Source organism: Klebsiella sp. CN_Kp075, from assembly GCF_040065055.2.
GTDB classification, from domain to species: domain Bacteria; phylum Pseudomonadota; class Gammaproteobacteria; order Enterobacterales; family Enterobacteriaceae; genus Klebsiella; species Klebsiella aerogenes.
Genome location: NZ_CM198050.1, coordinates 545,616 through 571,769, shown reverse-complemented (window position 1 = coordinate 571,769; position 26,154 = coordinate 545,616). Strand labels below are relative to the sequence as shown.

25 protein-coding genes and 2 tRNA genes are annotated in these 26,154 nt (G+C 53.5%); 7 read left to right on the top strand and 20 right to left on the bottom strand.

The features are described 5' to 3' along the window. Positions 1-38: 38 nt before the first annotated feature. From pnp to ABLV78_RS02750, 8 genes are all read right to left on the bottom strand, one after another. Positions 39-2,174, bottom strand: coding sequence for a polyribonucleotide nucleotidyltransferase (gene pnp, locus ABLV78_RS02785; RefSeq protein ID WP_045394938.1), 2,136 nt, complete (start codon positions 2,172-2,174; stop codon positions 39-41). 241 nt (positions 2,175-2,415) lie between these two features. After that, the gene (gene rpsO / locus ABLV78_RS02780) at positions 2,416-2,685 is read right to left on the bottom strand and encodes a 30S ribosomal protein S15 (protein WP_045394940.1); all 270 of its coding nucleotides are present in this window, start codon (positions 2,683-2,685) and stop codon (positions 2,416-2,418) included. Positions 2,686-2,833: 148 nt separating this feature from the next. Next, positions 2,834-3,778: a tRNA pseudouridine(55) synthase TruB gene (gene truB / locus ABLV78_RS02775; protein WP_045394942.1), complete on the bottom strand. Its 945-nt coding sequence runs from the start codon at positions 3,776-3,778 to the stop codon at positions 2,834-2,836. Next, positions 3,778-4,179 (bottom strand): 30S ribosome-binding factor RbfA, encoded by a 402-nt coding sequence (rbfA, locus tag ABLV78_RS02770; protein ID WP_002918248.1) that lies wholly within the window; start codon positions 4,177-4,179, stop codon positions 3,778-3,780. The genes truB and rbfA overlap by 1 nt, the downstream gene beginning before the upstream one ends. A gap of 105 nt (positions 4,180-4,284) precedes the next feature. Further along, positions 4,285-6,975 (bottom strand): translation initiation factor IF-2, encoded by a 2,691-nt coding sequence (gene infB, locus ABLV78_RS02765; RefSeq protein ID WP_015703597.1) that lies wholly within the window; start codon positions 6,973-6,975, stop codon positions 4,285-4,287. Between the two features lie 24 nt (positions 6,976-6,999). Further along, positions 7,000-8,487 (bottom strand): transcription termination factor NusA, encoded by a 1,488-nt coding sequence (gene nusA, locus ABLV78_RS02760; RefSeq protein ID WP_015369524.1) that lies wholly within the window; start codon positions 8,485-8,487, stop codon positions 7,000-7,002. A gap of 27 nt (positions 8,488-8,514) precedes the next feature. After that, positions 8,515-8,967, bottom strand: a complete 453-nt coding sequence (gene rimP / locus ABLV78_RS02755) for a ribosome maturation factor RimP (RefSeq protein WP_015703598.1) — start codon at positions 8,965-8,967, stop codon at positions 8,515-8,517. 206 nt (positions 8,968-9,173) lie between these two features. Continuing rightward, positions 9,174-9,250, bottom strand: a tRNA-Met gene (locus ABLV78_RS02750). 306 nt (positions 9,251-9,556) lie between these two features. Between ABLV78_RS02750 and argG the strand changes: the two genes are divergently transcribed. The 3 genes from argG (at position 9,557) to ABLV78_RS02735 (ending at position 12,423) form a co-directional block, all read left to right on the top strand. Then, positions 9,557-10,900 (top strand): argininosuccinate synthase, encoded by a 1,344-nt coding sequence (gene argG, locus ABLV78_RS02745; RefSeq protein ID WP_015369521.1) that lies wholly within the window; start codon positions 9,557-9,559, stop codon positions 10,898-10,900. A 170-nt stretch (positions 10,901-11,070) separates the two neighbouring features. Continuing rightward, positions 11,071-11,700: a winged helix-turn-helix transcriptional regulator gene (locus ABLV78_RS02740; RefSeq protein WP_047044720.1), complete on the top strand. Its 630-nt coding sequence runs from the start codon at positions 11,071-11,073 to the stop codon at positions 11,698-11,700. Positions 11,701-11,871: 171 nt separating this feature from the next. Next, positions 11,872-12,423, top strand: coding sequence for a YfaZ family outer membrane protein (locus tag ABLV78_RS02735; protein WP_045394946.1), 552 nt, complete (start codon positions 11,872-11,874; stop codon positions 12,421-12,423). A gap of 38 nt (positions 12,424-12,461) precedes the next feature. Here ABLV78_RS02735 and ABLV78_RS02730 read toward each other — a convergent pair whose 3' ends face one another. The 7 genes from ABLV78_RS02730 to rlmE all read right to left on the bottom strand — a co-directional run bounded on the left by ABLV78_RS02730 (position 12,462) and on the right by rlmE (position 18,844). Then, positions 12,462-12,857, bottom strand: a complete 396-nt coding sequence (locus ABLV78_RS02730; protein WP_047044717.1) for a KPN_03583 family lipoprotein — start codon at positions 12,855-12,857, stop codon at positions 12,462-12,464. Positions 12,858-13,007: 150 nt separating this feature from the next. Beyond that, a tRNA-Leu gene (locus ABLV78_RS02725) sits at positions 13,008-13,094 on the bottom strand. Positions 13,095-13,103: 9 nt separating this feature from the next. Then, positions 13,104-13,433 (bottom strand): preprotein translocase subunit SecG, encoded by a 330-nt coding sequence (secG, locus tag ABLV78_RS02720; protein ID WP_015369517.1) that lies wholly within the window; start codon positions 13,431-13,433, stop codon positions 13,104-13,106. A 227-nt stretch (positions 13,434-13,660) separates the two neighbouring features. Beyond that, positions 13,661-14,998: a phosphoglucosamine mutase gene (gene glmM, locus ABLV78_RS02715; RefSeq protein WP_015369516.1), complete on the bottom strand. Its 1,338-nt coding sequence runs from the start codon at positions 14,996-14,998 to the stop codon at positions 13,661-13,663. Beyond that, entirely contained in the window at positions 14,991-15,839 is an 849-nt protein-coding gene (folP, locus tag ABLV78_RS02710) for a dihydropteroate synthase (protein ID WP_047044714.1), read from the bottom strand. The genes glmM and folP overlap by 8 nt, the downstream gene beginning before the upstream one ends. Positions 15,840-16,180: 341 nt before the next feature. Continuing rightward, on the bottom strand, positions 16,181-18,115 hold the full coding sequence (gene ftsH, locus ABLV78_RS02705; protein WP_015369514.1) for an ATP-dependent zinc metalloprotease FtsH: 1,935 nt from the start codon (positions 18,113-18,115) through the stop codon (positions 16,181-16,183). 99 nt (positions 18,116-18,214) lie between these two features. Continuing rightward, entirely contained in the window at positions 18,215-18,844 is a 630-nt protein-coding gene (gene rlmE, locus ABLV78_RS02700) for a 23S rRNA (uridine(2552)-2'-O)-methyltransferase RlmE (RefSeq protein WP_008806638.1), read from the bottom strand. A gap of 123 nt (positions 18,845-18,967) precedes the next feature. Here rlmE and yhbY point away from each other — a divergent pair, with 123 nt between their 5' ends. Further along, entirely contained in the window at positions 18,968-19,261 is a 294-nt protein-coding gene (gene yhbY / locus ABLV78_RS02695) for a ribosome assembly RNA-binding protein YhbY (RefSeq protein ID WP_002918374.1), read from the top strand. Between the two features lie 152 nt (positions 19,262-19,413). Here the strand turns inward: yhbY and greA are convergent, their stop codons facing one another. After that, on the bottom strand, positions 19,414-19,890 hold the full coding sequence (gene greA, locus ABLV78_RS02690) for a transcription elongation factor GreA (protein WP_045394952.1): 477 nt from the start codon (positions 19,888-19,890) through the stop codon (positions 19,414-19,416). Between the two features lie 235 nt (positions 19,891-20,125). Here greA and dacB point away from each other — a divergent pair, with 235 nt between their 5' ends. Further along, complete coding sequence (gene dacB, locus ABLV78_RS02685; RefSeq protein WP_047044712.1) at positions 20,126-21,559, top strand: serine-type D-Ala-D-Ala carboxypeptidase; 1,434 nt, start codon at positions 20,126-20,128, stop codon at positions 21,557-21,559. Positions 21,560-21,603: 44 nt separating this feature from the next. Here dacB and cgtA read toward each other — a convergent pair whose 3' ends face one another. The 4 genes from cgtA to rplU form a co-directional block, all read right to left on the bottom strand. Further along, positions 21,604-22,779, bottom strand: coding sequence for an Obg family GTPase CgtA (gene cgtA / locus ABLV78_RS02680; protein WP_045377966.1), 1,176 nt, complete (start codon positions 22,777-22,779; stop codon positions 21,604-21,606). A 15-nt stretch (positions 22,780-22,794) separates the two neighbouring features. Beyond that, on the bottom strand, positions 22,795-23,760 hold the full coding sequence (locus ABLV78_RS02675; RefSeq protein ID WP_015369509.1) for a DMT family transporter: 966 nt from the start codon (positions 23,758-23,760) through the stop codon (positions 22,795-22,797). A gap of 98 nt (positions 23,761-23,858) precedes the next feature. Beyond that, a complete protein-coding gene (gene rpmA, locus ABLV78_RS02670) occupies positions 23,859-24,116 on the bottom strand; it encodes a 50S ribosomal protein L27 (RefSeq protein ID WP_002434222.1) in 258 nt (85 codons plus the stop codon). A 21-nt stretch (positions 24,117-24,137) separates the two neighbouring features. Beyond that, the gene (gene rplU / locus ABLV78_RS02665) at positions 24,138-24,449 is read right to left on the bottom strand and encodes a 50S ribosomal protein L21 (protein ID WP_015703604.1); all 312 of its coding nucleotides are present in this window, start codon (positions 24,447-24,449) and stop codon (positions 24,138-24,140) included. Positions 24,450-24,709: 260 nt separating this feature from the next. Between rplU and ispB the strand changes: the two genes are divergently transcribed. Both ispB and sfsB read left to right on the top strand, forming a co-directional pair. Next, a complete protein-coding gene (gene ispB, locus ABLV78_RS02660) occupies positions 24,710-25,681 on the top strand; it encodes an octaprenyl diphosphate synthase (protein ID WP_045394958.1) in 972 nt (323 codons plus the stop codon). Between the two features lie 195 nt (positions 25,682-25,876). After that, on the top strand, positions 25,877-26,149 hold the full coding sequence (gene sfsB / locus ABLV78_RS02655; protein ID WP_015369506.1) for a DNA-binding transcriptional regulator SfsB: 273 nt from the start codon (positions 25,877-25,879) through the stop codon (positions 26,147-26,149). The last annotated feature ends 5 nt before the right edge of the window (positions 26,150-26,154 follow it).

Below are 26,154 nucleotides of genomic sequence, written 5' to 3'. Positions count from 1 at the left end.
AATAGACCCTCCGCCGAAGCGGAGGGCAATCGGCAACCTTACTCGCCCTGCTCTGCGGCCGGAGCTTCCGGCGCGGTAGCTGGCTGAGTCTGCTCAGTTGCTTCTTTAATGCTCAGACGTACGCGGCCCTGACGGTCAACTTCCAGAACCTTAACCGGTACTTCCTGACCCATCTGCAGGTAATCAGTCACTTTCTCAACGCGCTTGTCAGCGATCTGAGAGATGTGAACCAGACCTTCTTTACCGCCGCCGATGGCAACGAATGCGCCAAAGTCAACGATGCGGGTCACTTTACCATTGTAGATACGGCCAACTTCGATCTCAGCGGTGATCTCTTCGATACGGCGGATAGCATGCTGCGCTTTGTCGCCGTCGGTCGCTGCGATCTTCACGGTACCGTCATCTTCGATTTCGATGGTGGTGCCGGTTTCTTCGGTCAGAGCACGGATAACAGAACCGCCTTTACCGATAACGTCTTTGATCTTGTCCGGGTTGATCTTGATGGTGTGGATACGCGGTGCGAATTCGGAGATGTCGCCGCGCGGCGCGTTAATCGCCTGTTCCATCACGCCCAGGATGTGCAGACGCGCACCTTTAGCCTGGTTCAGAGCAACCTGCATGATTTCTTTGGTGATACCTTCAATTTTGATATCCATCTGCAGCGCAGAGATACCGTCGCGAGAACCCGCAACTTTGAAGTCCATATCGCCAAGGTGGTCTTCGTCACCCAGAATGTCGGACAGTACGACGAAGTTGTCGCCTTCTTTCACCAGACCCATTGCGATACCCGCAACGGCAGCTTTCACCGGCACGCCAGCGTCCATCAGCGCCAGAGATGCGCCACAGACGGAAGCCATGGAAGAAGAACCGTTGGATTCGGTGATCTCAGATACCACGCGAACGGTGTACGGGAATTCGTCGATTGTCGGCATTACGGCCAGAACGCCGCGCTTAGCCAGACGACCGTGACCGATTTCACGACGCTTCGGAGAACCCACCATGCCAGTTTCGCCTACGGAGTACGGAGGGAAGTTGTAGTGGAACAGGAAGGAGTCCGTGCGCTCGCCCATCAGTTCGTCGATGTTCTGCGCGTCGCGTGCGGTACCCAGAGTCGCGGTAACCAGCGCCTGAGTTTCGCCGCGGGTAAACAGTGCGGAACCGTGAGTACGCGGCAGTACGCCGGTACGAACGTCCAGACCACGGATCATGTCTTTTTCGCGGCCATCGATACGCGGCTCGCCTGCCAGTACGCGGCTACGAACAACGTTTTTCTCGATGGCGTGCAGGATTTCACCCAGTTCGTTGGCGTCCAGGGTTTCATCTTCAGCAACCAGCGTAGCGATGGTTTCAGATTTGATCACGTCAACCTGAGCGTAACGCTCTTGTTTGTCGGTGATACGGTAAGCATCGCTCAGGCGGGATTCAGCCAGCGCAGCAACGCGCGCGTTCAGCGCTTCGTTGACGGCTTCCGGCTGCCAGTCCCAACGCGGTTTACCGGCTTCTTTCACCAGGTCGTTGATGTTCTGAATTACAACCTGCTGCTGCTCGTGGCCAAAGACCACCGCGCCCAGCATCTGGTCTTCGCTCAGCAGTTCAGCTTCGGATTCAACCATCAGTACGGCCGCTTCGGTACCGGCAACCACCAGATCCAGTTTGCTGGATTTCAGCTCTTCCTGGGTTGGGTTCAGTACGTACTGGTCGTTGATGTAACCCACGCGAGCGGCGCCGATTGGGCCATTGAACGGAATACCGGACAGAGACAGCGCTGCGGATGCGCCGATCATCGCGACAATATCCGGGTTAACCTGCGGGTTAACGGAAACAACGGTCGCGATAACCTGAACTTCGTTAACGAAGCCTTCCGGGAACAGCGGACGAACCGGGCGGTCAATCAGACGCGCGATCAGGGTTTCGCCTTCGCTTGGACGGCCTTCACGACGGAAGAAGCCACCCGGGATTTTACCGGCAGCGTAAGTACGCTCCTGGTAGTTAACAGTCAGCGGGAAGAAGTCCTGGCCCGGTTTCGCTTTTTTCTGACCCACAACGGTAACGAATACCGCGGTGTCATCCATGCTAACCATCACAGCGGCCGTTGCCTGGCGCGCCATCATGCCGGTTTCCAGGGTTACGGTGTGCTGGCCGTACTGGAATTTACGAACGATCGGATTAAGCAAAATTCTATCCTTTTATCTAAAAATGACGCCATATCCACGATATCGCGCCTGATGACCCGATCCTCTGCATCCTCGCGACTAATGACAACCTTTACCCGCCCCTGCGGATGAAGCCTCTCATTAGCCGCGCGAACCTCTGCATGAAGATCATTAATAGCAACAATACATGAGTTTTTAATGAATTGCTGCCGCCCGGTCGAAAAAAGGGGCCGTGAGGCCCCTTTTTCTGAAACTCGCAGAATTAGCGACGCAGACCCAGACGCTCGATCAGCGCGGAGTAACGTGCAACATCTTTACGTTTCAGGTAGTCGAGCAGTTTACGACGCTGAGAAACCATGCGCAGCAGACCACGACGGCTGTGGTGATCTTTTTTGTGCTCTGCAAAGTGACCCTGCAGGTGGTTGATCTGTGCAGTCAGCAGTGCAACCTGAACTTCAGTAGAACCGCTGTCGTTTGCGCCACGACCGAACTCAGAAACGATTTGTGCTTTAGCTTCAACGCTTAGAGACATTTTCAAACTCCAAAATTATAAGTAAAGAAAGGGTGCCGATCTCTAATTCAGCAACCCCTGATGCAACGCCCGAAAATGTTAAAACACTTTAGCGGACGTTAAGCGGCGATATTCTACTCGTAGCAGGCTTTTATCGCAACAAAAGCGCTCACTGCGGGTATTCCACCACCAGACGACGGGGCGCGACGCGGCCTTCATCGTCGATTTCGCCCATGCCGAGGAACTTGCCGGACTCGCTTTCCATCACCCGCACCAGCCCGTTAAGCGGCGCGCCTGACTGACGAACCGGATTACCGTTCTTAAAGTAGACTGCGGAAGTTTCTGGAATATGAACCAGCGGGTAATCCGAAGCCGGGCTGTCCATCGGCATCAGCAGCGGATCAAGCAGTTGCGCGGCAGGAATATCCTGCGCCGCCGCCTGTTCGACCAGCGCCTGCAGCTGCTCCAGGGTCACCATCCGCTCGACCGGGTATTTGCTCACCGCCAGGCGACGCAGGAAAATCACGTGCGCGCCGCAGCCAAGTTTCTCACCCAAATCATCGATAATCGTACGGATGTAGGTGCCTTTCGAGCAGTGGATCTCAAGCTCCAGTTCATCGCCTTCATGGCGAATAAACAGCAGCTCATAGACCGTAATCGGCCGGGCTTCACGCGGAACCTCAATGCCCTGACGAGCGTATTCGTACAGTTTTTTACCCTGATACTTCAGCGCCGAGTACATCGACGGCACCTGCTGAGTCTCGCCGCGGAAGCTATCCAGCGCCGCCGCCAGTTGTTCTTCGCTAAAGGTTAACGGGCGTTCTTCCACCACCTGACCATCGGCGTCGGAGGTATCCGTACGCTGGCCAAGTTTGGCGATCACGCGATAACGCTTATCGGAGTCCAGCAGATACTGGGAAAACTTAGTCGCTTCGCCAAGGCAAACCGGCAGCATACCGGTCGCCAGCGGATCCAGCGCGCCGGTATGCCCAGCGCGGTTGGCGTTATAAATACGTTTTACTTTCTGCAGCACATCGTTGCTGGAGGCGCCCTGAGGCTTATCCAGCAGCAATACGCCGTGCACGTCGCGGCCGCGACGACGAGGACGACTCATTAGTCCTCCTTGCTGTCGTCCGGGTTAACACGACGCTCATCGTCGTGTTTCACCACGCTGGTAACCAGGTTGGACATGCGCATCCCTTCGACCAGCGAGTTGTCGTAGAAGAAAGTCAGTTCCGGCACGATGCGCAAGCGCATCGCTTTGCCCAGCAGAGAGCGGATAAAGCCAGAGGCTTCCTGCAGCGCTTTGATGCCCGCTTTCACCGCGGCTTCATCTTTGTCGTTGAGGAAGGTGACATACACTTTGGCATAGGCCAGGTCACGGGACATTTCCACGCCGGAAACGGTGGTCATCATGCCCAGACGCGGGTCTTTGATTTCACGCTGCAGGATGATGGCAATTTCTTTTTGCATCTCCTGGGCCACGCGCTGCGGGCGACCAAATTCTTTCGCCATAATAAATTCTCCAGAATAAAGACAAAAAAGGGGCCAAAAGCCCCTTTTTAAAATTATTGCCGGGTGGCGCTTCGCTTACCCGGCCTTCGCATAGCTATCTGACGATTAGTCGATGCTACGCTGGATTTCGATGATTTCGAACACTTCGATCATATCGCCAACGCGAACGTCGTTGTAGTTCTTCACGCCGATACCACATTCCATGCCGTTACGGACTTCGTTAACGTCATCTTTGAAGCGGCGCAGGGATTCCAGCTCGCCTTCATAGATAACCACGTTGTCGCGCAGGACGCGGATTGGGTTGTGACGTTTAATCGTACCTTCGGTAACCATACAGCCCGCGATGGCGCCGAATTTCGGCGATTTGAAGACATCACGCACTTCAGCCAGACCGATGATCTGCTGTTTCAGTTCCGGAGACAGCATGCCGCTCATCGCTGCTTTCACTTCGTCGATCAGGTTATAGATGACGGAGTAGTAACGCAGATCCAGGCTTTCTGACTCGATAACTTTACGTGCGGAAGCATCGGCACGAACGTTGAAGCCAACCAGAATCGCGTTGGAAGCGGCAGCCAGGGTCGCGTCGGTTTCGGTGATACCACCTACGCCGGAACCGATGATCTTCACTTTAACTTCGTCGGTAGACAGTTTCAGTAAGGAATCGGAAATCGCTTCGACAGAGCCCTGCACGTCCGCTTTCAGCACGATGTTCACTTCGTGAACTTCGCCTTCGGTCATGTTAGCGAACATGTTTTCCAGTTTAGATTTCTGCTGGCGAGCCAGTTTAACTTCACGGAATTTACCCTGACGATACAGCGCAACTTCACGCGCTTTTTTCTCGTCACGAACAACGGTAACTTCATCACCCGCCGCCGGAACGCCGGACAGACCGAGGATTTCCACCGGAATGGACGGACCCGCTTCCAGCACTTCGCGACCCAGTTCGTCACGCATCGCACGTACGCGGCCATATTCAAAGCCACACAGTACGATATCGCCCTTATGCAGAGTACCTTCGCGAACCAGAACGGTAGCTACCGGACCGCGACCTTTATCCAGGAAGGATTCGATGACCGCGCCGCTCGCCATACCGTTACGTACCGCTTTCAGTTCGAGAACTTCAGCCTGCAGCAGGATTGCGTTCAGCAGGTCGTCGATACCGGTACCGACTTTCGCTGATACTGGGATGAACTGCGCTTCACCGCCCCACTCTTCCGGCATCACGCCGTACTGGGAGAGTTCGTTCTTCACGCGATCCATATCCGCTTCCGGCTTATCGATCTTGTTCACTGCAACCACTACCGGCACCTGCGCCGCTTTGGCGTGCTGGATAGCTTCCACAGTCTGCGGCATCACGCCGTCGTCTGCCGCCACCACCAGAACCACGATATCCGTCGCCTGCGCGCCACGAGCACGCATAGAGGTAAACGCGGCGTGGCCCGGGGTATCCAGGAAGGTGATCATGCCGTTGTCGGTTTCTACGTGGTACGCGCCGATGTGCTGGGTAATACCACCCGCTTCGCCGGAGGCAACCTTAGTAGAACGAATGTAGTCCAGCAGAGAGGTTTTACCGTGGTCAACGTGACCCATGATGGTCACTACCGGTGCGCGCGGTTCAGCCGCAGCGCCGGTGTCACGGTCGCTCATTACTGCTTCTTCCAGCTCGTTTTCACGACGCAGGATAACTTTGTGGCCCATCTCTTCGGCAACCAGCTGTGCGGTTTCCTGGTCGATGACCTGGTTGATGGTCGCCATCGCGCCCAGTTTCATCATCGCTTTGATGACCTGAGAGCCTTTGACCGCCATCTTGTTGGCCAGCTCGCCAACGGTGATGGTTTCGCCGATCACAACATCACGGTTAACGGCCTGAGCCGGCTTCTGGAAGCCCTGCTGCAGAGAAGAACCTTTACGATGTTTGCCGCCTTTACCGCCGCGAACGGCCGCACGGGCTTCTTCACGGTCAGCTTTGGATTCAGCGTGTTTGTTGCCTTTCTTCGCCGGACGCGCAGCTTTGCTGTTACGGCCACGGCCGCGACCGCCTTCAACTTCACGATCGTTATCATCTTCAGCCTGACGCGCATGCTGAGAGGTGGTTACGTGGTAGTCGGTCGTTTCTTCTGGGGTTTCCGGAGTTTCACTCCAGTTTTTTTCATTTTCTTCAGCCATACGGCGTGCTTCTTCCGCTACACGGCGCGCTTCTTCTTCAAGTTTGCGGCGTGCTTCTTCTTCCGATTTGCGCTTCAGCTCCGCTGCTTCGTTCTCACGGCGGATCTTTTCAGCCTGGGCGGTCTTGGTCATTTCGTCGGTATGTTGATTGCTCACTTTGTCTTTTTCCGCGGCTTCACGTTTCGCTTTATCAGCGACTTCACGTTTAGCTTGTTCTGCGGCCTCACGTTCAGCTTTTAATTGCGCCTCGCGTTTAGCTGCTTCTTCAGCTTCACGACGGGCCTGCTCTTCCGCTTCACGCTGCGCCTGCTCTTCCGCGGCCAGGCGTTCAGCCTCTTGCGGATCGCGTTTCACAAAGGTGCGTTTCTTGCGGACTTCGATTTGTACCGATTTACTCTTTCCACCGGTACCTGGAATATTTAACGTGCTGCGCGTTTTACGCTGCAACGTCAGCTTGTCAGGCGCCGAGCCGTGTTCACGGTTCAGGTGCGTTAACAAGGTTTGCTTCTCTTGCGCGGTCACAGAATCATCAGCCGATTTGCGAATGCCTGCATCAGCAAATTGCTGTATCAGGCGATCCACAGAGGTCTGAATTTCTGAGGCCAGCGCTTTAATAGTCACATCTGTCATGCTGTTCCTTCCTGCTACAGTTTATTACGCTTCGTCGCCGAACCAACAAATGTTGCGAGCAGCCATGATGAGTTCACCAGCTTTCTCGTCGGTCATACCTTCGATATCAGCCAGGTCATCAACGCCCTGTTCGGCGAGATCTTCCAGCGTACAAACACCACGGGCAGCCAGCTTAAACGCCAGAGCACGGTCCAAACCTTCCAGATTCAGTAAATCGTCGGCAGGTTTGTTGTCTCCCAGGCTTTCTTCCTGAGCCAGCGCCAGTGTAGTCAGTGCGTTTTTCGCACGCTCACGAAGTGCTTCAACGGTCGCTTCGTCAAGGCCGTCGATTTCCAGCAGTTCTTTCATCGGCACATAGGCCAGTTCTTCCAGAGAGGAGAAGCCCTCTTCAACCAGTACGGTTGCGAAATCTTCATCAATATCGAGATATTTGGTGAAGGTATCGATAGCGGCATGGGCTTCAGCCTGGTGCTTAGCCTGCAGGTCATCAACGGTCATGACGTTGAGTTCCCAGCCGCTGAGCTGCGATGCCAGGCGGACGTTCTGACCGTTACGGCCGATCGCCTGCGCCAGGTTGCCTGCTTCTACCGCGATGTCCATGGTGTGTTTATCTTCATCCACCACGATGGACGCGACGTCAGCTGGCGCCATAGCGTTAATCACGAACTGCGCCGGGTTATCATCCCACAGGACGATATCGATGCGCTCGCCGCCAAGCTCGGTAGAAACCGCCTGAACGCGCGCGCCGCGCATACCGACACAAGCGCCAACCGGGTCGATACGCTTGTCATTGGTTTTCACGGCGATTTTCGCACGAGAACCCGGATCTCGGGCTGCGGCTTTGATTTCCAGCACTTCTTCGCCAATTTCCGGCACTTCAATGCGGAACAGTTCGACCAGCATCTCCGGTTTGGAGCGAGTCACGAACAGCTGCGCGCCGCGTGCTTCCGGACGAACGGCGTACAGTACGCCGCGAATACGGTCGCCCGGACGGAAGTTTTCACGCGGCAGCATATCTTCACGCAGGATCACGGCTTCAGCATTGCTGCCCAGATCCAGAGTGATGTTGTCGCGGTTCACTTTTTTCACCACGCCGGTGATGATCTCACCTTCGTGCTCGCGGAACTGATCGACAACCATCGCGCGCTCAGCTTCACGTACTTTCTGTACGATAACCTGTTTAGCGGTCTGCGTAGTGATACGGTCGAAGGTGACAGATTCAATCTGATCTTCAACGTAGTCGCCGACGTTCATGCTTTCATCTTCGTAACGCGCAGCTTCCAGCGTGATCTCGCGGGTCGGTTGAGTCACCTCTTCAACCACCAGCCAGCGACGGAAGGTGTCGAAATCACCGCTTTTACGGTCGATTTCTACGCGAACGTCGATCTCTTGTTCGTATTTTTTCTTGGTCGCCGTTGCCAGAGCGCTTTCCAACGCTTCGAAAATCTTCTCGCGCGGCAGCGCTTTTTCGTTGGAAACGGCTTCAACAACAGCCAAAATTTCTTTGTTCATCGGGGCCTTTCACCTCAATCCAGACTGTTAAAAGTGGGGAACCAGGTTCGCCTTCTGGATGTTACTCAGCGCGAACACTTCATCTTTGCCTTCGACGGTTACCGTGATCATCTCACCGTCTACCGCTTTGATAATGCCCTGCCATTTACGACGGTTCTGTACCGCCATGCGCAGCACCAGCGAAACTTCTTCACCGGTGAAACGTTGATAGTGTTCAGCAGTAAACATCGGACGGTCGAGACCAGGCGAAGAGACTTCCAGGTTGTAAGCGACGGTGATCGGATCTTCGACATCCATGACAGCACTGACCTGGTGGCTCACATCAGCACAATCATCAACATTGATGCCATCTTCACTATCAATATAGATGCGCAGTGTGGATGTGCGACCGCGAATAAATTCGATGCCGACCAGCTCAAAGCCAAGCGCTTCAACTGGCGCAGTGAGCATCTCTGTTAATTTTTGCTCTAATGTGGACAAACCCACCCCCAAGACATAAAAAAAGGGCGTATAGCCCAGTTATTCTGAAGTCAGATAACAAAAAACCCCGATAAATCGGGGCTTTAGATAACTGAACCCTGAGACCGCAATTGCGATCTGGAACACCTTCCAGAAGAATTCTTTCAAATCCGGCTACGAAGGACCTAGTCCTCACAGTATATTTGAAAAAGTACTTAATGGGAAAGTGGTTGCGGGGGCCGGATTTGAACCGACGACCTTCGGGTTATGAGCCCGACGAGCTACCAGGCTGCTCCACCCCGCGCCTGAAACGTGGCATATTTTACTCTTTCTGAGCAAAAGACGCAAATACTGCTGGGATTTGGTACCGAGGACGGGACATAAAATCGTGGTGAATTGTATCGATAAATCATATATTTTGTCAACATCCATTTTACACCACCCGCTTGCCGTTTATGCTGGCATTTCAGGCTTTTTTAGCAAAATCACCATCAGGCTCTTCCTGTCGCCAGCAAAAGATGATTAAATGAAAACTCACAATTAGTGCATAAAAATGCAAATTTGTTGTTGAGTCGAACTCACCACAGTCTATCTAGCAGGGTTTTATTTTATGACGACGATTCTTAAGCATCTCCCGGTTGGTCAACGTATTGGTATTGCTTTCTCTGGTGGACTGGATACCAGCGCCGCCCTGCTGTGGATGCGTAAAAAAGGCGCGGTTCCTTATGCATATACCGCGAATCTGGGCCAGCCTGACGAAGACGACTACGAAGCCATTCCGCGTCGTGCGAAAGAGTATGGCGCTGAAGGCGCTCGTCTGATTGATTGCCGCAAACAACTGGTGGCGGAAGGTATAGCGGCGATTCAGTGCGGCGCATTCCATAACACCACCGGCGGCTTAACTTATTTCAATACCACGCCGCTGGGCCGCGCCGTGACCGGCACCATGCTGGTTGCCGCGATGAAAGAAGATGGCGTCAACATCTGGGGCGACGGTAGCACCTATAAAGGCAACGATATCGAGCGCTTTTATCGCTACGGTCTGCTGACCAATGCGGAACTGCAGATTTACAAACCGTGGCTGGATAGCGACTTCATTGATGAACTGGGCGGTCGTCATGAAATGTCCGAGTTTATGATAGCCTGCGGCTTCGACTACAAAATGTCTGTCGAAAAAGCCTATTCCACCGACTCCAACATGCTGGGTGCGACGCACGAAGCGAAAGATCTCGAATTCCTCAATTCCAGCGTGAAAATCGTCAACCCGATCATGGGTGTGAAGTTCTGGGATGAAAGCGTAAAAATCGCCGCTGAAGAAGTGACCGTGCGTTTTGAACAGGGCCACCCGGTTGCGCTGAATGGTAAAACGTTCAGCGATGACGTCGAACTGATGCTGGAAGCTAACCGCATCGGTGGTCGCCACGGTCTGGGCATGAGCGATCAGATTGAAAACCGCATCATTGAAGCGAAAAGCCGCGGCATCTATGAAGCCCCGGGGATGGCGCTATTGCATATCGCCTACGAGCGCCTGCTGACCGGTATCCATAACGAAGATACTATCGAGCAATATCATGCTCATGGCCGCCAGTTGGGTCGTCTGCTGTATCAGGGACGCTGGTTCGATTCCCAGGCGCTGATGCTGCGCGATTCGCTGCAGCGTTGGGTAGCCAGCCAGATCACTGGCGAAGTCACCCTTGAACTGCGTCGCGGCAACGACTACTCGATCCTGAATACCGTGTCAGACAACCTGACCTATAAAGCAGAGCGTCTGACCATGGAAAAAGGCGATTCCATGTTTACCGCTGAAGATCGTATCGGCCAGCTGACCATGCGTAACCTGGACATTACCGATACTCGTGAGAAGCTATTCGGCTATGCCCAATCCGGGCTACTCAGCGCGTCTTCCGCCACCGGTCTGCCACAGGTTGAAAACCTGGAAAATCGCGATAAATAAACCGCGAAGCCAAACTCTCCAGCCGGCGCTAACCCGCCGGCTTTTTTATTTCCGCAATAAATCCTAAATGACAACCCTACTTTATCGTTATAGTTTATGGCATCACTATTTTTAATAATCACCATCTATAATTTATCGAATACCTGTACTCTTATACCGAGAGGATCGCAATGAATATTAAACCTCCCGTTCGGCCGCAAGACGCGATCAACCGTCTGATGGCAATGCTGGAACCGCATGCCACGCCAATAAATATGGTCGCAAGGAAAAGGCTTAGCTGGGAATATAAAGGCAAAATCCAGCTCTATCTGTTTAAGAAAGGTGAGTTATCCATTTTTCGCTCATCGGACAGATTACTCATGGTCACCGTCTATGAACCACACCTGTTTGGCGTAGCCGAAATGCTGCAGCCCAGCCGTAGCCACGGCCTTCGCGCGGAAGTCGATACGGAGATCCTGCGGATTGACAGCGACAAAGCCATGCAACTTTTCAGTGAGCATGACATGTGGGAAGAGGTCACCCGGCTACTGGCTTACCACACCTCTTATTTGGTGTATCGCGACGATTTAGTATTACAACAGCGGACTTATTCGGTCATTCGCAATCACTTAATGGAAATGTTGTTGCTTCCTGAAGAGACCCGTTCGCGGGTATCCATGCTGGAATATATTCAGGACCGCACGCATTTGTCGCGCAGCAGCATTCTGAATGTGCTTTCCGCATTGAAAAAAGGTGGCTATATCGAGTTTGCCCGCGGTGGTTATTTACAGAGTATCACCTCCCTGCCTGAGAAGTTTTAACACACTGCAGTCCCACTTATCGCCTCACGACCATTATTTAAAAATAAACATATAAACGGTAACGGTGGGCGATAAATGCTTTTATTCTGCACATAACTATTAAACCAGAAACCCGTTAATTTTGCCCGAGCGCTCGTATCGGGCATTTTTTTACCCGAAGGAATACGAATAATGAGCATGTTCAGATTGAAATCCATCCTGCTTATCGCCGCCCTGAGCGCCAGCAGCGCCGCCTTCGCTTCCGTTAGTCTTCACGGTGAGGCCGGTTCAGAATTCACCAACTTATCAGCCAGCTTTAATCCACAGGCTCCCGGAATGACCTTTAATGGGAACTGGGCGCATAGCGATAACGATGGCGATACGGTGGGATTGGGCATGGGCTATAACTTTGACCTCGGTCCGTTCCTGCTGACGGCCGGTGGTAAAGCGGTATACCTGAATCCGAACGATGGCGATGAAGGCTATGCGATTGCCCTCGGCGGCGGCGCTCAACTACCGCTTGGCGATTTCTTTACCTTGTTCGGTGAGGCTTATTATTCCCCGGATTCAATGTCCAGCGGCGTTGATGAATACCTTGAAGCCAATGCCGGCTTACGCGTGAATATCATCAAATCCATGAGCATCGAAGCGGGCTATCGCTATATCGATATGGCGGGTAAACATGACCACCGCGATAACGTCCTGGCGGATGGCGCCTATGCGGGTTTCAATTTCCGTTTCTAAGCGCGGCAAAAGGGATTGCCTGTCGGCAATCCCTTTTTTTATGCGACAGATGGTATGGTTTTCAGCAGCTTATTAATTTCCTGCAAGCCCGCAATATTGTTCTCTTTACGGTAGACGTCGTTCATCGAAGCCATTTGCTCAAGTTTGGTTAACGCACCGTAGACCTGAAACGCCTCGCTATGCTTATCAAAGACATCCCGTTTATCCACATCCTGTAAATAGTTGCTTTTAAGCGACTGGCTTAACTTGCTGATGAGCAGGTTGTTATCCTGAAAACAGTTAACGACCGTTGATGATTCCGGCGCAGGCACGGAATTATTTATAACCGGTACCTGCAGGGTATTCAACGTGTCTACTGTTTCTGGCGAAGAATTGCTGCTGCATCCGGCCAGGCCCAACATACCGGCAATGATAACTACTTTTAAAGTACGCATGGCGTCACTGAACCTCGTCAAAATTGATGAAGGCGACTTTAGCGATTTCACGGGGATCAAAACCAGCGGAGTGTTGTTTATAAATAAACAACGAATAGAGAGGGACAAAAACAAAAAAAGACGCTTTTCAGCGTCTTTTCTCTGGAATATTGGTACCGAGGATGGGACTCGAACCCACAAGCCCGTTAGGGCACTACCACCTCAAGGTAGCGTGTCTACCAATTCCACCACCTCGGTACAGAATACTTAGTGCGGGATATCGCTGGCCGGCTGAGCCGGTGCGGTTGGCTGAGTCTGCTCAGATTTCGGCGCACTCAGATTATCCCACTCACTTCCTTTATTGGTCTTGTTGCTGTTGATATTACCCAGCGCCAGACTGATGATGAAGAACAGCGCGGCCAGGATGCCGGTCATACGGGTCATGAAGTTACCAGAACCGCTAGAACCAAACAACGTGCCAGAAGCGCCTGCTCCGAAGGAGGCTCCCATGTCAGCGCCTTTACCTTGCTGCAGCATGATCAGGCCAACAAGGGCAATCGCTACAATAAGGAAAATTACTAAAAGAGCTTCGTACATAATCAACCTGTTCCTTGCGGATTCGCCGCATACCAAGTGCTTCACCAATAAAGCGGGACGTTTTAATATTTCCCACTGAAGCGGGTGTGAATACTAACCAAAGCGAATAACCTTCGCAAGGGCAATTTTGGCGTATTGTATCAACTGCGGAAAAAAACAGCAAAAAGCGTTTTTATATGCTTAAAAAGGCAGCAACAGCCGCCTTTTTAATCACTTAGACGCGATAGTTATACGCTTTTGACCGCATCGGCGATACGGTGGGCAAATTCCTTCACCTGCGCTTCATGCTCGCCTTCAACCATCACGCGAATCAGCGGCTCTGTGCCGGATTTACGCAGCAGCACGCGTCCACGGTTCCCCAGCGCAGCCTCTACTTCGGCAGTGACCGCTTTTACGCTGTCATGTTCCAGCGGGTTGCCGCTGCCTTCGGTAAAGCGTACGTTGACCAGAATCTGCGGGAACATTTTCATACCGCTGCACAGATCGTGCAGGCTCATATGATTACGCACCATCGCCGCCACCACCTGCAGGCTGGCGACAATGCCATCGCCGGTGGTGGTTTTGTCCAGCAGAATCACGTGGCCGGAGTTTTCCGCGCCGATACGCCAGCCTTTTTCCTGCAGTTTTTCCAGCACGTAGCGGTCACCCACTTTCGCACGGGTAAACGGAATGCCAAGTTGCTTCAGCGCCAGCTCAAGACCCATGTTGCTCATCAGCGTGCCGACTGCGCCACCGCGCAGCTGGCCCTGACGCAGACCCTCACGGGCGATAATATAGAGGATCTGATCGCCATCGACTTTATTACCTTCATGATCAACCATGATGACGCGATCGCCATCGCCGTCGTAGGCAATACCCAGATCGGCTTTTTCCGCCAGCACGCGTGCCTGCAGCGCGCGGACGTCGGTTGCGCCGACCTCTTCGTTAATATTTAGCCCATCAGGCTCACAGCCCATCGCGATAACCTGTGCGCCCAGTTCACGGAATACATTCGGCGCAATGTGGTAAGTCGCGCCGTGGGCGCAATCCACCACTACCTTAAGCGAACCGAGGCTCAGCTCATTCGGGAAAGTGCCTTTGCAGAACTCAATATAGCGGCCGGCGGCATCGACAATACGGCTGGCTTTCCCAAGCTCAGCGGAATCAACGCAGGTCAGCTCTTTTTCCATCTCTGCTTCAATCGCTTCTTCGACGTCATCCGGAAGCTTAGTGCCTTCGATGGAGAAGAATTTAATACCGTTGTCGTAGAAAGGGTTATGAGAGGCAGAGATGACGATTCCCGCTTCAGCGCGGAAGGCGCGGGTCAGATAAGCGATTGCCGGCGTCGGCATAGGGCCGGTAAACGAGGCGGACAAGCCCGCAGCCGCCAGGCCAGCTTCCAGCGCGGATTCCAGCATGTAGCCAGAAATTCGCGTGTCTTTGCCGATAATGATTTTACGTGAACCATGGCGCGCGAGCACTTTGCCGGCCGCCCAACCCAGTTTCAGCACGAACTCAGGCGTAATAGGTGCGTCGCCAACGCGGCCACGAATACCATCGGTGCCAAAATATTTGCGGTTACTCATAACGTTTATTTTCCTTAGCGGCCAGGGTGGCTTCCACCACGCGCAGCGCTTCTACCGTTTCTTTGACATCATGGACGCGAATTATCTGCGCGCCCTGCATTGCAGCAATGACTGCGCAGGACAAGCTGCCGCTCAGCCGTTCCGACGGCCCTACGTTCAACAGCTGACCCACCATCGACTTACGCGACATCCCAACCAGCAGCGGGAGGCCAAAATGATGGAACTCCCCTAGTCGGGCAAGCAGTTCATAGTTATGGGAAAGATTTTTACCGAATCCGAATCCCGGGTCGAGCAACAATTTTTCTTTTGCGATCCCCGCCTGTTCGCAGCGCACAATGTGTTCAGCAAAAAAACGGTCAACATCGGCAAAAACATCTTCGTACTTCGGCGCTTCCTGCATCGTTTTCGGCTGCCCCTGCATATGCATCAGGCACACCGGTAGCCCGGTTTGCGCGGCGGCCTGCAGGGCGCCAGGCTCGGTTAATGAACGGATATCGTTAATGATATGCGCGCCAGCGTGTGCGGATTCGCGAATGACCTCGGCTTTCGAGGTATCAACCGAGATCCAGACTTCAAAACGTTGTGCAATTGCCTCAACCACCGGGATCACCCGCGCCAGCTCTTCCTCGACGCTGACATCCGCCGCGCCAGGCCGGGTTGATTCACCGCCGATATCAATAATAGTCGCCCCGGCGTTGATCATCAGGTTGGCATGCTTAACCGCTTCAATCAGTGAATTGTGGCTGCCGCCATCGGAGAAGGAATCCGGCGTAACGTTAAGGATCCCCATCACATGCGGATGGGAGAGATCGAGCGTTGACCCCTGGGCGTGTAATTGCATGTTTTCTTTCCGCTATGGTTTGTACAGTTGTCGTTCGGACAGGGTTCAGCCCGTACCATCTTAGAGATTCTGACGGTGACATCATTCAATTCCTCAAAAGGAATAATGAAGCGCCGGCGTTTAAATATTCAAAAAATGAATATTATCAGACAGACGATGCATCCGCGCGTGTTGCAGCCGCCTCCATCCCGAAAACATTTTACGCGATGGACGATAGCATGCCATCGCTATAGTTATGTTCCGAAAGAGGAACGCTGAAGACCGGCACATAAAACAAAAGGGCCGCAGCGGATTAGGCTGCGGCCCTTATTAGTCAGAGCGCTTTGGCAAAGCGTGGAGACTTATTTGTCGCCCAGCTGTTCCGACATGGTATTACCCGGATTCGGCGTACGCGGTTCATCAACCGGACGCGGCGCCGTCGGGGTGCCATTGTTGCCAGAGTTATTAGAAGAACCCGGTTCTTCCCAACCCGCCGGCGGACGAACATCGCGACGAGCCATCAGGTCGTCAATCTGCGGCGCATCGATGGTCTCATATTTCATGAGCGCATCTTTCATCGCGTGCAGAATATCCATGTTGTCGTTCAGCAGCTGGCGAGCACGACCATAGTTACGCTCAATCAGCGATTTCACTTCCTGGTCGATGATACGCGCGGTTTCATCAGACATATGCTTCGCTTTCGCGACGCTACGGCCGAGGAACACTTCGCCCTCTTCTTCGGCATACAGCAGCGGGCCGAGTTTGTCAGAGAAGCCCCACTGGGTAACCATGTTACGCGCCAGGTTAGTCGCAACTTTAATATCGTTGGACGCGCCGGTAGAAACATGTTCCGCACCGTAGATAATCTCTTCCGCCAGACGACCGCCGTACAGGGTGGAAATCTGACTTTCCAGTTTCTGACGGCTGGCGCTGATAGCATCGCCTTCCGGCAGGAAGAAGGTCACACCCAGCGCACGGCCGCGCGGGATAATCGTCACTTTGTGTACCGGATCGTGCTCAGGTACCAGACGGCCGATAATCGCGTGGCCCGCTTCGTGGTAAGCGGTCGATTCTTTCTGCGCTTCCGTCATCACCATGGAGCGACGTTCCGCACCCATCATGATTTTGTCTTTCGCTTTTTCGAACTCAACCATCGAGACGACGCGTTTGTTGCCACGGGCAGCAAACAGGGCAGCTTCGTTCACCAGGTTCGCGAGGTCAGCACCGGAGAAGCCAGGAGTACCACGAGCAATAATTGCCGCGTCGATATCCGGCGCCAGCGGTACGCGACGCATGTGAACTTTAAGGATCTGCTCACGACCACGAACATCCGGCAGACCAACGACAACCTGACGGTCGAAACGGCCAGGACGCAGCAGTGCCGGGTCCAGAACGTCCGGACGGTTAGTCGCGGCGATAACGATGATACCTTCGTTACCTTCGAAGCCGTCCATCTCAACCAGCATCTGGTTCAGGGTCTGCTCACGCTCATCGTGACCACCGCCAAGACCGGCGCCACGCTGGCGACCGACGGCGTCGATTTCATCGATGAAGATGATGCAAGGCGCTGCTTTCTTAGCTTGTTCGAACATGTCGCGTACGCGAGACGCGCCGACACCCACAAACATTTCTACGAAGTCAGAACCGGAAATAGTAAAGAACGGCACTTTGGCTTCGCCGGCGATAGCTTTCGCCAGCAGCGTTTTACCGGTACCCGGAGGGCCGACCATCAGGACGCCTTTCGGGATTTTACCGCCCAGCTTCTGGAAACGGCTCGGTTCGCGCAGATATTCAACCAGCTCGCCTACTTCCTCTTTCGCTTCGTCGCAACCGGCAACGTCAGCAAAGGTGGTTTTGATCTGGTCTTCAGTCAGCATTCGGGCCTTGCTCTTGCCGAAGGACATCGCGCCCTTTCCGCCGCCGCCCTGCATCTGACGCATAAAGAATATCCAGACGCCGATCAGCAGCAGCATCGGGAACCAGGAAATGAAGATGGAAGCCAGCAGGCTTGGTTCTTCCGGCGGTTCGCCAACTACTTTGACGTTTTTAGTCAACAGGTTGTCGAGCAGCTTCGGATCGTTAACCGGAATGTAAGTCGTGTAACGGTTACTATCTTTCTTGGTAACGTTGATCTCACGTCCGTTGATACGCGCTTCGCGAACCTGGTCCTGATTGACCTCTTGCAGGAAGGTAGAATAATCCACCTTGCGGCCATTCGACTCGCTGGGCCCAAAGCTCTGGAATACTGACATCAGCACAACGGCAATGACCAGCCAGAGTATTAGGTTTTTCGCCATGTCACTCAAGGGATTAACCTCTTATTACAACTGTGTTAAAAACAGCGTCAGGATACTCTATATCCAGCGTCTTTCAAACTTTCGTTTGAAATCTACCGGTTATGGTTTACGCCCGGTCGCTACAATATACACTTCACGCGAACGAGCGCGGGAAGAGTCCGGCTTACGAACTTTGACCTTCGTAAACAGGGAGCGAATTTCTCTAAGATACTCATCGAAGCCTTCGCCCTGGAACACCTTCACAACAAAACTACCACCTGGCGCTAATACATCACGAGACATTTCAAGCGCCAGTTCTACCAGATACATAGCCCGGGGAATATCCACCGCCGGTGTTCCGCACATATTCGGCGCCATATCGGACATGACAACTTGTACTTTACTGTCGCCTACTCGCTCAAGTAACGCTTTCAGGACTAATTCATCACGAAAGTCGCCCTGAAGGAAGTCCACACCGACGATTGGATCCATTGGTAAAAGATCGCAAGCGATGATGCGGCCGCTGTTTCCGATCTGCGTAACCGCGTATTGCGACCAGCCACCGGGTGCAGCGCCAAGGTCGACTATCGTCATCCCCGGCTTAAAAATCTTGTCACTTTGCTGTATTTCATCAAGTTTAAACCAGGCACGGGAACGTAACCCCTTTTTCTGTGCCTGTTGAACATATTTATCGCTAAAGTGTTCCTGAAGCCAGCGGCTTGAGCTGGCAGAACGCTTTTTACCTGTCATTTAACATTCCCATTCGGGTTCATCGTACTTTACTGCGTAAAAATCGACGCGGTAGTTTGGCGATATATGGGAGATGGCGGTAGAATGACCCGTTTTCAATCCCAACGTAAGCAAAAAAATACGATGAATCTGAGTACTAAACAAAAACAGCACCTGAAAGGTCTGGCACATCCGCTCAAGCCGGTAGTTATGCTTGGCAATAATGGTTTGACCGAAGGGGTACTGGCCGAGATCGAACAAGCGTTAGGGCACCATGAGCTCATCAAGGTGAAGATCGCCTCAGAAGATCGCGAAACTAAAGCCTTGATCGTGGAAGCCATCGTGCGTGAAACCGGCGCCTGTAACGTACAGGTCATCGGTAAAACGCTGGTTCTGTACCGCCCAACGCCAGAGCGTAAAATCTCGCTGCCACGCTAAGAATATCCTGAATCCCGACACAACATTGTGTAAAACGAGGGATTTCTGTGGCCAGGCGAGCAAAATGCCATGCTCCTGACGTTGATAAAAGGCCGCTATGCGGCCTTTTTCCTTTCTTTACAATCTATAAACATCGTAGCGGGAAATACGCCTTACAGGTATTCAACCTTGGTAATTTCGTATTCCACTTCACCACCCGGCGTACGAATAGTGACGACGTCATCCTGCTCTTTGCCGATCAGACCACGGGCGATCGGTGAATTCACAGAGATGAGATTCTGTTTAAAATCCGCTTCGTCATCGCCCACGATACGGTAAGTCTGCTCTTCGTCGTTATCCAGGTTCAGCACGCTGACCGTGGAGCCGAAAATCACCCGGCCATTATTCGGCATCTTAGTGATATCGATAACCTGCGCATTCGACAGTTTTGCTTCGATATCCTTGATACGACCTTCGCAGAAGCCCTGCTGTTCGCGGGCAGCGTGGTATTCCGCGTTCTCTTTCAGATCGCCGTGCTCACGCGCCTCGGCGATAGCAGCAATAATTTCTGGACGACGTACGGACTTCAGGAAATCCAGTTCTTCGCGCAGTTTCTCTGCGCCACGTAAGGTCATCGGAATAGCTTGCATTTGTTATACCTCTTTATCATTCCTTCATGGAACGGACGGAGTCGTTCCGCCATCGGTCACGTCTTAGCCATGGCCGAAGCAAAAAGAAAACCGACCCGGGAAACACTCCCCAGGTCAGCAGCAATTTTCAATTTGATACGCATTTTACCCTGAAGTTCACTATGGGTCATCGTTTACTTTACAGGGTGATGCACCGTAGTATGACGGCTTGGTTTCAGGTTGTTAGCGCGAGATTATGCGATTTCCCAGATTTATCATCGGATTGACTGCCGGTATAGCGCTTAGCGCTCAGGCCGCGAATATTGACGAGTACATCAGCCAGCTTCCTGCTGGCGCGAACCTTGCCTTCATGGCACAGAAGGTTGGCTCCCCGACGCCGGAGATAGACTTCCACAGCCAACAGATGGCGCTGCCTGCCAGTACCCAGAAGGTGATCACCGCGCTGGCGGCGTTGCTGCAGCTGGGGCCGGACTTCCGCTTCACCACGACGCTGGAAACCAAAGGCTCGCTTGACGGCGGTGTGCTGAAAGGCGACCTGATTGCCCGCTTCGGCGGCGATCCGACGCTAAAGCGTCAGGATATCCGCAACATGGTGGCGTCGCTGAAAAAAGCCGGCGTACAGCGCATTGAAGGCAATGTGCTTATCGATACCTCGGTTTTCGCTAGCCACGATAAGGCCCCCGGCTGGCCATGGAATGACATGACGCAGTGCTTCAGCGCCCCGCCAGCGGCAGCGATTGTTGACCGTAACTGTTTCTCCGTCTCGCTCTATAGCGCACAGAAACCCGGCGATTTGGCCTTTATCCGCGTGGCCTCTTACTATCCGGTCACCATGTTCAGCCAGGTGCGGACGCTCGCCCGCGGCTCCGCAGAGGCGCAGTATTGCGAGCTGGACGTCGTACCAGGCGATCTTAACCGCTACACCCTCACCGGCTGCCTGCCGCAGCGCAGCGAGCCGCTGCCGCTGGCGTTCGCCATTCAGGACGGTGCAGGTTACGCAGGCGCGATCCTGAAAGCTGAGCTCACCGATGCGGGTATCACCTACAGCGGCACTCTCTTGCGCCAGACCCTGGCTAACGATCCGGGCACCGTGCTGGCGACGACCCAATCGGCGCCGTTGCACGATCTTCTGCGCATCATGTTGAAGAAATCCGACAACATGATTGCTGATACGGTGTTCCGTACTATCGGCCACGCGCGGATGGGCGTGCCGGGAACCTGGCGCGCCGGTTCCGACGCGGTGCGGCAAATTCTGCGCCAGCAGGCGGGTATTGACCTCGGTAACACGATTATCGCCGATGGCTCAGGCCTGTCCCGGCACAATCTTATCGCGCCGGCGACCATGATGCAGGTATTGCAGTACATCGCTCAGCACGATAACGAGCTCAACTTTATCTCGATGTTGCCGCTTGCCGGACACGATGGTTCGCTGCAGTATCGCGCCGGTCTTCATCAGGCGGGCGTTGACGGTAAGGTTTCGGCGAAGACCGGTTCGCTGCAGGGGGTATATAACCTGGCAGGTTTCATTACCACCGCCAGCGGGCAAAAGATGGCCTTCGTGCAGTATCTCTCCGGCTATGCGGTGCCGCCGGGCGACCAGCGCAACCGCCGCATACCATTGGTGCGCTTCGAAAGTCGACTGTATAAAGATTTGTACCAGAACAACTAAAACTAAAGGGCCGCATCAGATGATGCGGCCCTTTTTACTCAGAATTAACGCTTGTAGATGAATTCGACGCCTTCTTCGTCGTCTTCGTCCCAGTCATCATCCCAGTCTTCGTCATCTTCTTCCAGTTCGGCTTCTTCAAGCTGCTGACGGTGATAGTCGTCCCACATGAACTCGACTTTCTCCGGCTTCTGCTCTTCTTCCGCCTGCACGATTGGATTTTCGATGATAAAGGTCATCACGTCCCAGCACAGGTCTTTAACGCCCTGCTGGCTGGCCGCGGAGATCAGATAGAACTTATCTTCCCAACCCAGCGCTTCGGCGATGGCCTTCGCTTTGGCTTCAGCCTCCGCTTTGTCCATCAGGTCAATCTTGTTGAAGACCAGCCAGCGCGGTTTAGAGGCCAGCTTCTCGCTGTATTTCTCCAGTTCGCCGATGATAATGCGCGCGTTTTCTACCGGATCGGAACCGTCGATAGGCTCGATGTCGATAAGGTGCAGCAGCACGCGGCAGCGCTCGAGGTGCTTAAGGAAGCGAATACCAAGGCCAGCGCCTTCCGCTGCGCCCTCAATCAGCCCCGGAATATCGGCGACCACAAAGCTCTTCTCGTTGTCCATACGCACCACGCCCAGGCTCGGTACCAGGGTGGTAAATGGATAGTCGGCCACTTTCGGCTTCGCCGCGGAGACCGCGCGAATGAAGGTGGATTTACCGGCATTCGGCATCCCCAGCATCCCCACGTCGGCCAGCAGCATCAGCTCGAGCTGCAGATCGCGCTTATCGCCCGGCGTACCCATGGTTTTCTGACGCGGGGTACGGTTAACGGATGATTTGAAGCGCGTGTTGCCCAGACCATGCCAGCCGCCTTTCGCAACCATTAAACGCTGACCGTGCTTGGTCATATCGCCCATGGTCTCGCCGGTTCCCTGGTCGATGACGCGGGTCCCTACAGGCACTTTCACCGTGACATCTTTACCGCGTTTACCGGTACAGTCGCGGCTCTGACCGTTCTGTCCGCGTTCTGCGCGGAAAGATTTTTCGAATCGATAGTCGATCAGGGTGTTGAGGTTCTCGTCCGCTTCCAGCCAAACGTCGCCGCCGTCACCGCCATCGCCGCCGTCCGGGCCGCCTCGCGGAATATATTTTTCGCGGCGGAAGCTAACGCAACCATTGCCGCCGTCACCTGCTACGACCAGGATCGTTGCTTCATCTACAAACTTCATTTTACTCTCCGTAAATCATTCGCCTGAGCGGGGCAGCGGTACAACCGCTTCTCGCTTGCGCCAGCGTCCCCAAAGACGATGGCCAATGGCGGAATACATCGCGCCCGCAACCACGACAAACGCACCGAGATAACCAATCAGGTTTAACATCGGTCTGGCGAAAACATCGGGCCAGGCCATTGATAATAAATCAGAAAACAGTAGCGTAAACAGTGGCGTTAAGGTAATTAACGCGCTGACCTGCGCCGCCTGCCAGCGCGCCATGGCTTCCGCCAGCGCCCCGTAGCCGACCAGGGTATTCAGCCCGCAAAAAATCAGGCAAGCCAGTTGCCAGTCGCTCAGTTGGGAGATAACCCCCGGTTTAGCGAGTGGCAGTAAAGCAATCGTACATAAAGTGTACAGCAAAAATAGTATCTGCTGTGATGCCAGGCGCCGCAATAACACCTTTTGCGCGACCCCGTAGCTTACCCACACCGTTGCCGCTGCGACACCAAAAATTACCCCCCACGTGTAGTCCGTGAGACGGGTAAAGATTTCAATCAGGCTGGTGTTGAAGAACATCACCAGCCCGCTGAGCAACATCAGCGCCCCTACAACCTGGGTACCACGCATGCGCTCTTTCAGAATCACAACGCTTGCCACCATCATACCGACCGGTGATAACTGGCCGATGACCTGGGAGGCCGTTGGACTGAGATATTGCAAGGAAGAGCTGAACAGAATGAAGTTACCGAACAGACCGCCGGTAGCAATCGCTAATAAAACCAACCAGCGCGGCTTGCGAAAAATACGCAGCGGCGGCAGCTTGCCTTTGATGGCGAGGATCGCGCCAAGACCAATACTGGCCATCAAAAAGCGATAAAAGACCACCGTTGGCGGCTCCATCACTTCGAGAACCTGCTTCATTGCAATTGGCAGAGCTCCCCAACACATCGCGGTGGTTAGCGCCAAAAGAATGCCTATGCCGGCCTGCTGCTTCATGATGCCCGTTTTCCCTGCAGAAATTTTTCCGGGATTCTAATGTAAAAAGCCCCGCAACGTGTTGCGGGGCTTTCATCCGTCACCAGGACGCGAAAAACTTATTCAGCAACGATGCTGATGAATTTACGGTTTTTCGGGCCTTTAACTTCGAACTTGACTTTACCGTCAGTCAAAGCGAACAGAGTGTGGTCACGGCCGCAACCAACGTTGGTGCCAGCGTGGAATTTGGTACCACGTTGACGAACGATGATGCTACCTGCCAGAACTGCTTCACCGCCGAAACGTTTTACGCCCAGACGTTTAGCTTCTGAATCGCGACCGTTACGAGTCGAGCCGCCAGCCTTTTTATGTGCCATTTAAATCTACTCCCTCAAGTCTTAGGCGCTGATGCCAGTGATTTTCACATCAGTGAACCACTGACGGTGGCCTGCTTGCTTACGATAGTGTTTACGACGACGAAACTTAACGATTTTAACTTTCTCGCCACGACCGTGAGCAACAACTTCAGCTTTGATTACGCCGCCCTCAACGAAAGGAACGCCGATCTTGATTTCTTCACCGTTTGCGATCATCAGAACTTCAGCGAACTCAACAGCTTCGCCAGTTGCGATGTCCAGCTTTTCCAGGCGAACGGTCTGACCTTCGCTTACTCGGTGTTGTTTACCACCACTTTGGAAAACCGCGTACATATAAAACTCCGCTTCCGCGCACCTCTTCGTGTGATTCAGAGTGCGCTATAAATATTCACAATAGGGCGCGAATATTACGCAAAACGCGACCCTTTGACAAGAGCGATCATCGATCAACGCAGAAAAAAAACACAACTTTCACGCTAACGTTTATCTGCGCTGATTTTTCAGTACAATCATATCTTCTTTTAATTCTATCTTAATCCTTCTGTGATCCCACCTGGATTCGCGGTAACAGGACATTTGGCCCGGCTTTTGCGATGAATTTAGAAAAAATCAATGAGTTAACCGCGCAGGATATGGCGGGTGTCAATGCGGCAATCCTCGAGCAGCTCAACTCAGATGTACAGCTTATCAATCAGTTAGGCTACTACATCGTCAGCGGAGGCGGTAAACGTATTCGTCCGATGATCGCCGTGCTTGCAGCGCGTGCGGTCGGCTATCAGGGGAATGCGCACGTCAACATTGCCGCACTGATCGAATTTATTCATACCGCGACCCTGCTGCATGACGACGTCGTCGACGAGTCCGATATGCGCCGCGGCAAGGCGACGGCCAATGCCGCGTTCGGTAACGCCGCCAGCGTACTGGTGGGCGACTTTATCTACACTCGCGCCTTCCAGATGATGACTCGCCTCGGTTCGCTGAAGGTGCTGGAGGTGATGTCGGAAGCCGTAAACGTTATCGCCGAAGGTGAAGTCCTGCAGTTGATGAACGTCAACGACCCGGATATCACAGAAGAGAACTATATGCGGGTCATCTACAGTAAGACCGCCCGTCTGTTTGAAGCCGCTTCGCAGTGTTCCGGCATCCTGGCTGGCTGCAGCGCGGAAGAAGAACAGGCGCTGCAGGATTATGGTCGTTACCTCGGCACCGCGTTCCAGCTGATTGACGATCTGCTGGATTACAGTTCCGATGGCGAACGCCTTGGCAAAAACGTCGGTGATGACCTGAACGAAGGCAAACCAACGCTGCCGCTACTGCACGCGATGCATCACGGTACCCCGGATCAGGCGGCGATGATTCGCGGCGCTATCGAGCAGGGTAACGGGCGCCATCTGCTTGACGCCGTACTTGAAACCATGGCGGCCTGCGGTTCGCTGGAGTGGACGCAGAAACGTGCGGAAGAAGAAGCCGATAAAGCTATCGCCGCGCTGCAGGTTCTGCCGGATACGCCGTGGCGCGAGGCGCTCATCGGCCTTGCCCATATCGCCGTTCAGCGCGACCACTAATCCCCCCCTTTCTCCCGCGCGCATTGCGCGGGAGAGTTCCAATAAAATCCAATATCCTTCAAATAACGCCAGAAACCTTAATATATTCTGAATATACAGGAACGATAATGGAACTTGTTAAAACCATATAAGAACCAGGGTATAGTATTTCAGCCGTCCGTATTGACGCGCAGACAGTTATCACCGGGAGAATTTATGGATAAGTTCATCGACTGGCATTCAGCGGATATCATTGCCGGCCTTCGCAAAAAGGGGACATCGCTCGCAGCTGAGTCGCGACGTCACGGTTTAAGCTCTTCTACGCTTGCCAACGCACTAACCCGTCCGTGGCCAAAGGGCGAATTGATTATTGCTAACGCGCTGGGAACCGATCCGTGGGTTATTTGGCCATCGCGTTATCACGATCCCATTACCCATCAGTTCATCGACAGAACGCAGATGATGCGTCAGAAGAGAAATAAGACCTAAGGTGA